The 11,789-nt window shown below is 62.1% G+C and carries 5 protein-coding genes; all 5 read left to right on the top strand.

Translation table 11 applies throughout. The annotated features are described in order from the left end of the window. Nucleotides 1–139 precede the first annotated feature (139 nt). The 5 genes from dnaN (at nucleotide 140) to LNV28_RS05830 (ending at nucleotide 11,505) form a co-directional block, all read left to right on the top strand. Nucleotides 140–1,276, top strand: a complete 1,137-nt coding sequence (gene dnaN, locus LNV28_RS05850; protein WP_263515988.1) for a DNA polymerase III subunit beta — start codon at nucleotides 140–142, stop codon at nucleotides 1,274–1,276. A gap of 107 nt (nucleotides 1,277–1,383) precedes the next feature. Next, complete coding sequence (gene gyrB / locus LNV28_RS05845; protein ID WP_263515989.1) at nucleotides 1,384–3,936, top strand: DNA topoisomerase (ATP-hydrolyzing) subunit B; 2,553 nt, start codon at nucleotides 1,384–1,386, stop codon at nucleotides 3,934–3,936. A gap of 158 nt (nucleotides 3,937–4,094) precedes the next feature. After that, entirely contained in the window at nucleotides 4,095–7,412 is a 3,318-nt protein-coding gene (locus tag LNV28_RS05840) for a site-specific DNA-methyltransferase (protein WP_263568748.1), read from the top strand. Continuing rightward, nucleotides 7,409–10,489 (top strand): DEAD/DEAH box helicase family protein, encoded by a 3,081-nt coding sequence (locus tag LNV28_RS05835; protein ID WP_263568747.1) that lies wholly within the window; start codon nucleotides 7,409–7,411, stop codon nucleotides 10,487–10,489. Before LNV28_RS05840 ends, LNV28_RS05835 begins: the two co-directional genes overlap by 4 nt. After that, nucleotides 10,486–11,505 carry an HNH endonuclease signature motif containing protein gene (locus LNV28_RS05830; RefSeq protein WP_263568746.1) on the top strand — a complete coding sequence of 340 codons (1,020 nt, stop codon included), beginning with the start codon at nucleotides 10,486–10,488 and terminating at the stop codon, nucleotides 11,503–11,505. The genes LNV28_RS05835 and LNV28_RS05830 overlap by 4 nt, the downstream gene beginning before the upstream one ends. Nucleotides 11,506–11,789: the final 284 nt, after the last annotated feature.

The following is an 11,789-nucleotide window of genomic DNA, read 5'->3' as shown; positions in this document are numbered from 1 at the left end:
AAATGCGGGTTGTTTCCGCGCGCGCGGTCTGAATGAAGCGTGCCAGTGGACTTGGGTTTGATCTCAGCGCCGCTGAACAGACCGACGTACGAACAAATAAGCAAGCAAGTAAGCAAACAAGCGACAGAGCGAGGTTGACATGATTGTGTTGAAAGCCACCCAGGACAAGGTGCTGAGCGCCCTGCAGGCGGTCGCCGGCATTGTGGAGCGGCGCCACACCCTGCCCATCCTCGCCAATGTGCTGATCCGCAAGACCGGCGGCCAGCTGGAGCTGACCACCTCCGACCTGGAGATCCAGGTCCGCACCTCGGCCGAACTCGGCGGCGACGCCGGCGACTTCAGCACCACGGTCGGCGCCCGCAAGCTGATCGACATCCTGCGCTCCATGCCCGCGGACCAGACCGTCTCGCTGACAGCCAATGGCTCCAAGCTGACCCTGCAAGGCGGCAAAAGCCGTTTCACCCTGCAGACCTTGCCGTCCGACGACTTCCCCCTGGTCCAGGAAGCGGCCGACTTCGGCCCCGCTTTCGCCGTGCCGCAGAAGACGCTCAAGCACCTGATCAACCAGGTGCACTTCTCCATGGCCGTGCATGACATCCGTTACTACCTGAACGGCATCCTGTTCGTCGCCGAAGGCAAGAACCTGACCCTGGTCGCCACCGACGGCCACCGCCTCGCCCTGGCCCAGGCCGAGCTGGAAACGGAAATTCCCAAGCAAGAAGTCATCCTGCCACGCAAGACCGTGCTGGAGCTGATGCGCTTGCTGAAAGACGGCGCCAAGGCCGACAAGGGTGGCGAGGGCGAAGAAGCCCCGATCGAAATGCGCTTCGCCGGCAACCAGGCCAAGTTCAGTTTCTCGGGCATGGAGTTCGTGACCAAGCTGGTCGAGGGCAAGTTCCCCGACTACAACCGCGTCATCCCCAAGAACCACAAGTTCAACGTCACCCTGGGCCGCCTGCAACTGCTGTCCAGCCTGCAGCGCGCCGCCATCCTGACCAGCGAGAAGTTCAAGGCCGTGCGCCTGTCCTTCGAGCCGGGCCTGCTGAGCATCGCCTCCAGCAACGCCGAGCAAGAGGAAGCCAAGGAAGAAATCGAAATCGATTACGGCGGCGACCTGATCGAAACCGGCTTCAACGTGACCTACCTGATGGACGCGCTGCAGAACATGAGCCAAGACATGGTCAGCATCGACCTGAACGACAGCTCCGCCAGCGCCCTGATCACCATCCCCGAGCAGACCGGCTTCAAGTACGTCGTGATGCCCATGCGGATCTAGGCCACAGCAAGAAAACCAACAGCGGGCGTGGGCTTCAGAAGCCCAGCCCGCTTCAGTGCTTTTAAGGGGCGGTATTTTTGCCCCGTGAGTGAGAGAGAGAGTTCCCGATGAGTGATGTGCCGAGCAACGAAACAAACCCCGAAGGCCTGACCGACAAGCAGCAGGCTGCCGCCGATGCGGACGTGAGCTCTGGCGCGGTCTACGGCGCCGATTCCATCCAGATCCTCGAAGGCCTGGAAGCCGTGCGCAAGCGCCCCGGCATGTACATCGGTGACACCTCCGACGGCACCGGCCTGCACCACCTGGTCTTCGAAGTGGTGGACAACTCCATCGACGAATCCCTGGCCGGCCATTGCGACGACATCGTCGTCACCATCCACACCGACAACTCCATCAGCGTCAGCGACAACGGCCGGGGCATCCCCACCGACGTCAAGATGGACGACAAGCACGAGCCCAAGCGCAGTGCCGCCGAAATTGCACTGACCGAGCTGCACGCCGGCGGCAAGTTCAACCAGAACAGCTACAAGGTCTCGGGCGGCCTGCACGGCGTGGGCGTGTCCTGCGTCAACGGCCTGTCCAAGAGCCTGCGCCTGACCGTGCGCCGCGAGGGCAAGATCCACCAGCTGGAGTTCAAGCAAGGCGTGCCGCAAGACCGCGTGCTGGAAATGCGCGAAGGCTTCGAAGTCAGCCCCATGAAGATCGTCGGCGACACCGACAAGCGCGGCACCGAAGTCCACTTCGTGCCCGACACCGAAATCTTCCAGACCAACAACGAGTTCCACTACGACATCCTGGCCAAGCGCCTGCGGGAACTCAGCTTCCTGAACAACGGCGTCAAGATTCGCCTGGTCGACGAGCGCAACAACAAGGAAGACAACTTCGCCTATGCCGGCGGCGTGAAGGGTTTCGTTGAGTTCATCAACAAGGGCAAGAACACCCTGCACCCGACCATCTTCCACGCCCAGGGCGACAAGATCAGCGAGAACGGCACCAATGTCGGCGTCGAAGTCTCCATGCAGTGGAACGAGAGCTACAACGAAAACGTGCTCTGCTTCACCAACAACATCCCGCAGCGCGACGGCGGCACCCACCTGACTGGCCTGCGCGCCGCCATGACCCGGGTGCTCAACAAATACATCGCCGACAACGACCTGGCCAAGAAAGCCAAAGTCGAAGTGGCCGGTGACGACATGCGCGAAGGCCTGGCCTGCGTGGTGAGCGTCAAGGTGCCCGAGCCCAAGTTCAGCTCGCAGACCAAGGACAAGCTGGTCTCCAGCGAAGTGCGCGCCCCGGTGGAAGACATCGTCAGCCGCCTGCTGACCGACTTCCTGCTCGAGAACCCGATCGACGCCAAGATGATCTGCGGCAAGATCCTCGACGCCGCCCGCGCCCGCGAAGCCGCCCGCAAGGCCCGCGAAATGACCCGCCGCAAGGGCGTGCTCGACGGCCTGGGCCTGCCCGGCAAGCTGGCCGACTGCCAGGAAAAAGACCCCGCCCTGTGCGAGATCTACATCGTGGAGGGTGACTCCGCCGGTGGCTCCGCCAAGCAAGGGCGTGATCGCAAGTTCCAGGCCATCCTGCCGCTGCGCGGCAAGATCCTGAACGTCGAGAAAGCGCGTTATGAAAAGCTGCTCACCAGCAACGAAATCCTGACGCTGATCACCGCACTGGGCACAGGCATCGGCCGCGGCGCCGGCAGTGACGACTTCAACCCCGACAAGCTCCGCTACCACCGCATCATCATCATGACCGACGCGGACGTGGACGGCGCCCACATCCGCACCTTGCTGCTGACCTTCTTCTACCGCCAGATGCCCGAGCTCTGCGAGCGCGGCCACATCTACATCGCCCAGCCGCCGCTCTACAAGGTCAAGGTCGGCAAGCATGAGCAGTACCTGAAGGACGGCCACGAGCTCGACGGCTTCCTGCTCAAGATCGCCATGCAAGACGCCCACCTGCACACCGGCATCGGTGACCAGGTGCTCAGCGGCGAGGCCCTGGAAACCCTTGCCCGCCAGTACGTGGCCGCCGAAAGCGTGATCACCCGCCTGTCCAACTGGATGGACTTTGAAGCGCTGCGCGTGCTGTCCGGTGGCCTGGCCATCAACCTCGACAGCAAGGAAGCCTCGGAAGCCGCCGCCGCCGCCATGCAGGCCGCCCTGCACCAGGCCGAAGTCAGCAGCGAGTACGACGAACGCAGCGACAAGCACCTGCTGCGCATCAGCCGCAAGCAACACGGCAACACCCGCTCCAGCATCATCAATGCCGACTTCGTGCACAGCGCCGACTACGAAGTGCTCAGCACCGCCGGCACCTCCTTCAAGGCCTTGATGGCCGAAGGCGCCACCGTGCGCAAGGGCGATGGCGAAAAGGCCAAGGAAAGCAAGGTCAGCGACTTCCGCGCCGCCATGGCCTGGCTGATGCAGCAAGCCGAGAACTCCGTCGGCCGTCAGCGTTACAAGGGTCTGGGCGAAATGAACCCCGAGCAGCTCTGGGAAACGACGATGGACCCCAACGTCCGCCGCCTGCTGCGAGTGCAGATCGACGACGCCATCGAAGCCGACCGCGTGTTCACCATGCTGATGGGCGACGACGTGGAGCCGCGCCGCGATTTCATTGAGACGAATGCGCTCCGGGCGGGGAATATCGACGTTTGACTTTGCCGCTCTGCGCGCGCAATTTCTGTAGGGCCCGCCTTTGTGCGGGCTTTTTTCTTGCAGGATGCAGTTGCTACCGACGCGCATTCACTTCTTAGGTGAGAGCAGCTGGTAACCTATCTTCTGTACGTCATCAAACACAAAAATGGGGAGGCGGCATGGCCGTTGTGCGTCAAGGAAAACTTGAACAGTTGCTGCTGAATTTGTTGCCGGTTGATGGCAGCAACCTTGCCAATGGCCAGTTGCTTTCGCGTTGGGTTGATGCAGCAAAGGCGGAAGGTGAAACAGTCACAGAAGCTGATTTCACAACCGTTCGTGAAGCCTTGCTGGTCCGTGGCTTGGTCGTCAAGGGCAAGGGCCGAGGTGGCGCAACAGGCCGGGCCTCCAGCGCTGCGCCCGATGCTGAGGATTTTGAACTGCTGACGGGCCAGGTCGAAGCGACTGCTTCGATCGGTCAAGCCAAAACCGGTGCAACACGCAAACCCAAAGCCAGTGCCAAACCTCGCACCTTGGCCGATGAGGCCGCTCAAGTCATCAGCTACAGGCACACGGACAAACGCAAGAACAACCCTGAAGTCGGGCTCGTCAGCGAGGCCAGCGACCCGCAGCAGCCCAAGAAGGAATGGGCCTACAACCCTCACCTGGACCCCGTACTGAACTTCGACTCCAGCCGCTCTGAGCTGGAGAGCCAGGTTGCCGACGCGCTGGCCTCGGGCGACGCTGCAACGATGAAGGCCGCGCTGGAAGAAATTCAACGGCGCGGCGCACCATACCTGCAATGGGCCGGCAAGGCCGAGCGCACCAGTTTTGAAGTGGACACCGTCAGCCTGCACGTGCACGAGCGCATCGATCCGATGAGCATCCTGTCGGCTGTGCGCAAGGGCGGCGGTGTCGACAAGAAGGGAAAGACTCTCGACGAGACCCAGCGGCGCCAAGCCAGCCTGTTCGAGGCGCCGTTCGAGAACCTGCCGCTGCGTGACGCGGTGGACTTCTACCGCCACGACAAGGGCTGGGCCAACCGCCTGGTCAGCGGCGACAGCCTGCAGGTGATGAACAGCCTCCTGGTTAAGGAAGGCATGGCCGGTCAGGTGCAGATGGTCTACATAGACCCGCCCTACGGCATCAAGTACGGCAGCAACTTCCAGCCCTTCGTCGGCAAGCGCGACGTCAAAGACAGGAGCGACGCCGACCTGACCCAAGAGCCCGAGATGATCAAGGCGTTTCGGGACACCTGGGAGCTCGGGCTGCATTCGTACTTGTCATACCTGCGAGATCGCCTTCTCGTGGCCAAAGAGCTGCTCAACGAAAGTGGCAGCGTCTTCGTCCAGATCTCCGATGAGAACCTGCATCACGTGCGAGAAGTCCTGGACGAGGTATTCGGCGCGAAGAACTTTGTCTCAATCATTACTGTCGCGAAGACCAGCAGCGCTACGAGTGAGTTGCTCGCAGGCGTTTCCGACTACGTCGTTTGGTATGCACGCGACGTCGATGTCGTGAAGTTCCGAGAGCTGTACCAGACGAAGGAAGTCGGAGGCGCCGGGGCCGCCCAGTACTCGCTGATTCAACTTGCCACTGGAGAGCGACGCAGGATTTCGGACCTCAGTTCCTCGACCGGTTCCGTTGCGAATCTCGGGCGTGTTTTCCGCATGGACAACATGACTAGCCAGCGCCCGCCCGGCGACTTTCCGGTGGACATCATGGGTAGGTCTTTGCAGCCTTCCAACGGCTATTGGAAGACCGGTGAGACAGGCATCAAGGCGCTCACGAAGGCGGGCCGACTTGGCCTGATCGGTAACACGCTCTGCTATGTCCGCTTCATCGAAGATTTTCCGGTCTACCCGTATTCGAACCTTTGGACCGATACCGTCACCTCCGGTTTCTCTGACAAGAAGGTCTATGTCGTCCAAACCAACGTCACCATCGTCGAACGGTGCATGTTGATGACAACCGACCCCGGTGATCTGGTCCTCGACCCTACCTGCGGCTCAGGGACTACGGCCTTCGTGGCAGAGCGTTGGGGCCGCCGCTGGATCACCTGTGACACTTCTCGGGTGGCAGTCACCTTGGCGAAGCAGCGTTTGATGACTGCCAGCTTCGACTACTACGAACTGGCGTACCCGCACGAGGGTCTGAAGGGCGGTTTCATCTACAAGACGGTGCCGCACATCACGCTGAAGTCGATCGCCAACAACGTTGACATCGATTCGATCTACGCGCGGTTGCACCCGGCCATCGAAGAAGCCCTAGCGGCCCTGAACAGCGCGTTCGCAAAGCACGCGCCGCTGGATCTGCTGACCGTGACTGATGGTGTGCGCAAGGGGCAAAAACTGAAGCTAGGTGCCAAAGGCGTAGCGCTACACGAGTGGGAGGTGCCATTCCCAGGCGACGAAGGAGCGCTGCCCTCGGGGTGGCCACCCGCGCTGCGCGAGCCCTTCGACGCCTTCCACACCGCTCGCCAACGCATGCAGGCGGAGATGGACCGCTCCATCGCCGCCAACGCCGAGAACGAGACGCTGTACGACCAGCCCGAGAAGAGCAGGACCAAGCTGCGCATCACCGGCCCGTTCACGGTGGAAGCGGTGCCCTTCCCAACCGTGCTGAGCCTGGAAGCAGCCGAGGGTGGCGCATCGGCCACGCCCACCGAAGACCAGGCCTACCAGACCAGCATTGCCCGCAGCGGCGAGAGCAACCGCCAGCAGCAGTGGCGCGATGAGCTGCTGAAGACCGGTATCCGCGGCAAGGGCGGCCAGAAGCTGGAATTCGCCGAGCTGGAGGTGATGGCCGGCACCACCTGCCTGCATGCCACCGGCACGCTGGCCGAGACGGGCGAGCGGGTGGTGGTGAGCTTTGGCCCCGAGCATGGGGCGCTGGAGCAGCGCCAGGTGGAGCACGCGCTGACCGAAGCTGGCGAGTTGTTCCCGCGGCCGAAGATGATCGTGTTCTGCGCCTTCACCTTCGACCCAGAGGCGGCCAAGGACATCGACGCACTGAAGGGCATCACCGCGCTGAAGGCGCAGATGAACACCGACCTGCTGACCGAGGACCTGAAGAAGGCCCGCAGCAGCAACCAGAGCTTCTGGCTGATGGGTCAGCCCGACGTGGCGTTGACGCAGACCGCCAACGGCCTGTGGCAGGTGGAGGTCAACGGCTTCGACTACTTCGACACCGTCAAGGGCGAGTTGATCTCCGGCGGCAAGGGCAAGATTGCCATGTGGAGCCTCGACACTGACTACGACGGGCGCAGCCTGTTCCCGCATCAGGTGTTCTTTCCCATGGCCGGCAAGGACGAGGGATGGAAGAAGCTGAAGAAGACTATCCGCGCCGAGCTGGATGAGTCGATGCTCGACCAGTTCCACGGCACCGTGTCTCTGCCTTTTGAGGCCGGAAAACACGGCAAAGCGGCGGTGAAGATTGTTGATGACCGTGGGATCGAGTCGCTGAAGATCTTGCCACTGGTGACGGGCGCTGCCGCATGAAGCGCCCCGGCAACGTCATCATCAACTCGCCCTTCGTCGTCCCGCAGCTCCACTGGCAGCAGCAGAACGACGGCAGCCTTGCGCTGATCGAAGGCCGCCGGCCGGCCAGCTACGAAATCTATGACGTTCGCAACAACACGCGGCGCGTGGAGGTGCTGGAGCAGGTCAACGAAATCCGTAACCGCATCGATGCCTGGCGCGCCGATGACTACCCTGGCGTGACGGCGGTAACGCGCCAGTTGCTGGAGCATTGGCGAGACCAGTCGCCCGGGGTGCGCACCAATTCCTTCTACTACTGCCAGCTGGAGGCGGTGGAGACGCAGATTTGGTGGTTGGAGGCCGCAGCCTCGTACCGGCAGGGCGTGTTTTTGCAGGGCGATGGCGGCCCGTTCGAGCGGGTGTGCAACAAGATGGCCACCGGCTCGGGCAAAACCGCAGTGATGGCCATGCTCATCACCTGGCAGGTGCTGAACGCTGTCACCTACCCAAAACGCTACAAGGATTTCTCTCGCGCTGTCTTTGTGGTGGCGCCGGGCCTGACCGTCAAGGGCCGGCTGAAGGTTCTGTACCCCGGCGAGCCGGGCAATGCCTACGACGAGTTCAGCACCTGCCCATCCGACGCACTGCGCAGCAAACTCAACCAGGCGGAGATCCTGGTGGAGAACTGGCACACGCTGATGCCTCTGAAGGAACCCGACCGTTCGGTGGTGAAGAAGGGCAAGGAGCCCGACGAGGTCTTCACCAAGCGGGTGCTGGGCAAGCTGGCCCAATTCAAGGACATCGTCGTCATCAACGACGAGGCCCACCACGCCTACCGCAAGCCGGCCGACATCAAGATCAGCAAGGCCGAGGCGGAGCGGCTGGGCATTGACCTGGATGAGGCCACGCGCTGGATCGAGGGGCTGGACCGTATCCACAGGACCCGGCGCATCCAGCGCTGCTTCGACCTGTCGGCCACCCCCTTTGCGCCTACCGGCAAGACGAACACCGAGGAGGGGCTATTCACCTGGGTGGTGAGCGACTTCGGCCTGAACGACGCCATTGAAGCTGGCCTGGTCAAGACGCCTCGGGTGGTGGTGCGTGATGATGCGTTGCCCAACGCGCAGACCTATCGGTCCAAGCTCTATCACCTGTACCGCGAACCCGAGGTGCAAGAGGACTTGAACCGCCGCGGCGCCGAGCCGCACGAGGCCTTACCCAAGCTGGTGCAGGACGCCTACACGCTTCTGGGCGCCGACTGGCGCGCCGCACTGCTGGACTGGCGCGCTGCCGGTCACGCCTCCCCTCCGGTGATGCTGACCGTCTGTAACCGCGTGGAAACGGCCGCGCGCATTGAGCACTACCTCAACCATGGTGACGCCCACTGGACCGAGCTGAAGGCGCCGGAGCGCACGCTGCGTGTCGATTCCAAGGTGTTGGAGAAGGCCGAGATCGGCGAGAGGGCATCAGGCGAGAGCGTGTTCAAGGCGCGCCTGTCGTCGCTGCTGAAGGTGCTGCAGTTGCCGGACGAATTGGCCGACAAGCTCGATGCCACGAAGAAGGACGCCGACAAGCTCAAGTTGCTGGCGGGCCACATCAACTTGAAGCCCGAGGCGAGCAAGCGCTTCGACGAGCAGCAGCCGGATGACCGGTTGGTGACCTTGATTCAGGCTGCGCCAATCGACGCTGCGGTGAAAGACTACCTGCTGGGTACCACCGAGTACGTCAACCGCCTGCGTGAAATCGTGAAGGCGGCCAAGCTGCCGAAGGACCGTGAGGAGCGGCTGCTGGCGCTCGACAAGGAAGACCTCCTGCGGGCCATCGTGGATAGCGTGGGCAAGCAAGGCCAGGCTGGCCAGGGGTTGCAGAGCGTCATCTCGGTCGCGATGCTTTCGGAAGGCTGGGACGCGAAGAACGTCACCCACATCATGGGCCTGCGTGCGTTTACCAGCCAGCTGCTGTGTGAGCAGGTGATCGGCCGAGGCCTTCGCCGCGTGGGTTATGACCGTGACGAGAACGGCCTGTTTGTTCCCGAGTACGTCAACGTCTTCGGAGTGCCCTTGTCGGTGTTCGTCGATTCCGACGACGGTGGTACGCCCCCGCCGCCGCCCAAGCCCAGCACGCAGATTGAGTCCTTGCACTCGCGCAATGAACTGGAGGTGCGTTGGCCCAATCTGCTGCGGGTGGATGTCGTCGTCAAACCTACGCTATCGGTTGCCTGGAGCACCGTGCCTTCGCTGCGCCTTGACCCGGCTGCGACGCCCATCAGTGCTGAGCTGGCGCCAGCCGTGGGCGGTGCGACCGATCTGGGCAATACGACGAGCATCGACTTGGAGAAACTTCCCGAGGAGTTCCGCGCGCAGCGCATCATCTTCCAGGCGGCTCGCAAGGCCTTCGATCAGATGAGCGGGCGTTTCAAGGGCAACCGCGAGTACCTAGTCTTCCAGCTGATCCGCCTCGTCGAGCAGTTCATCAGCCCAGCGGCAAACAAGTTGGATATTCCGAGCCTGTTCCACAGCGACGGACTGCGCCGTCGCATCCTGATCGCCCTGAACGCCGATCTTGTCGTGCAGCACCTGGTGAAACACGTGGAGCAGCAGAATGTGTCCACCATCGAGCCGGTGTTTGACCCCGAGCAGCCTGTCGGATCGACCCGTGGCATGCGCACTTGGTACACGACCAAGGGCAACCAGCCAACGAGGAGGTCACAGATTAGCCATGTGGTGGGCGATAGCTCGTGGGAGATTTACGCCGCCAACATCTTCGACAGCAGTGATCTGGTCTCGGCCTACGCCAAGAACGACCACCTTGGTTTTCAGATCTTCTACTTGTGGGGCGGATCACGCCGCCGGTTCCTGCCCGACTTCATCGTGCGTCTTGCCAACGGCAAAACGCTGGTGCTAGAGATCAAGGGCGAAGACTCGCCGCAGAACGTGGCTAAGCGCGATGCGCTGAAGCTTTGGGTCGATGCGGTCAACTCCAAGGGCGGCTTCGGTACGTGGTGCTTGGACGTTGCGTTTGAGCCGGCGCAGGTGCATGACATCGTGCAGCGACATGGTGCGATTTCTGATGCCGCAGCACCCCTTGCGCTGTCATGACATTAGGTCAAGGACTTGCTGCGCAGACTCTCGCCTCGTTGATCCCGAAGCGGCGTGAGGTTATCTACGAAATCTTGCGCGATGAGATCAAGGCCGATGTCTCGGACTGGGCGAACTACAAGAAGGGCAAAACCGCACCAGCGTCGAATCCCAAGTACTGCTACGAGTGGTGCTTCACGCAATCTGACCGAGTCGTGGTCTTGAATCTCTGGCATGCCAGCTTGGCTGCTGACGGCGATGACGTGGTCTGTGAGCTCAACATGCGCGCTTACGCGAACGAGATCGCTAGAGCGCGCGACGAACCGTGGCGAGACAAAAAGCCGAAGCCTGTTTGGGAGAAGCGCGCCCGCAGCATGGACCTAGCTATCCAGCTTGCAGTTCGAAAGCGACTGCCGATTCGAGTGATCGTCTGCGAAGGCGATATGCGTGGCTTTGCGTCAGGTGATGAACGGGCGTCCGAGGTTAAGCGGCGCGTGCTCGACCCCTTGCACTGGGGCATTGATAGCTACGCCCCCGACACAGGCCGTACCATCCTGCGCCGCGGGCACACCGGCCGTCCCTTGGATTCGGCTGACCCGCTCGCTGTGCGGCCTACGGCTCCAGCGGCATCTGCTGGTGTTCAACCAGCCCCGGCTGAGCCACTGGCCGCCGAAATTGCAACAACTCCATTCATCCCCCCTGAGCCGGTCTACACCGACCAATTCGACGAGGACTTCAGCAGACCACCCGAGCGGCGTGAAATTGCCGGCAGCGCCTTCGTTCGTAGTCCTGATGTTCGGGCTGCTGCGCTTCGGCGAGCGCGTGGGCTGTGCCAGCTTTGCGGTCAGCCCGGTTTTATGACGACAGCCGGCAAGCTCTATCTGGAAACGCACCATGTCATCCCGCTCGGAGAAGGTGGCGCGGACGCGGTCTGGAATGTAGTCGCGTTGTGCGCGACAGATCATCGACGCGCGCATTTTGAGGCTGACAGCGCTCGCCTCAAGTTACTGCTCTTGGATTTAGCTAGAGGCGGCTAGGACCGATAGAGCGGACTGCCCTCGCATGAAGCCCATCCCTTTGCGCGCCTCATCTCACAATTCCGCGCGGGCGTCGCCCGCGTTCTCAAACCTTTGAATGATCTTGCGCTCAGCTGCCTCATTGACTATCGAAAAATGATTTCAGCACTGTGGCTACCGGCAGCGATTGGTGATCAGCCACCGTGCGCATCAGCCTTAGGCAACACCTGACCCTGCAGCTGTTAACCTAGCGAGCACTATCCACGCACGGTGCATGCCGAGCCGGCCGGCGGCTCACAGATCTG

The organism is Paucibacter sp. DJ2R-2 (genome assembly GCF_025717675.1).
Taxonomy (GTDB): domain Bacteria; phylum Pseudomonadota; class Gammaproteobacteria; order Burkholderiales; family Burkholderiaceae_C; genus Paucibacter_A.
Note: the sequence above shows the minus strand (reverse complement) of the source record. Positions and strands in the feature narration are given on the sequence as shown.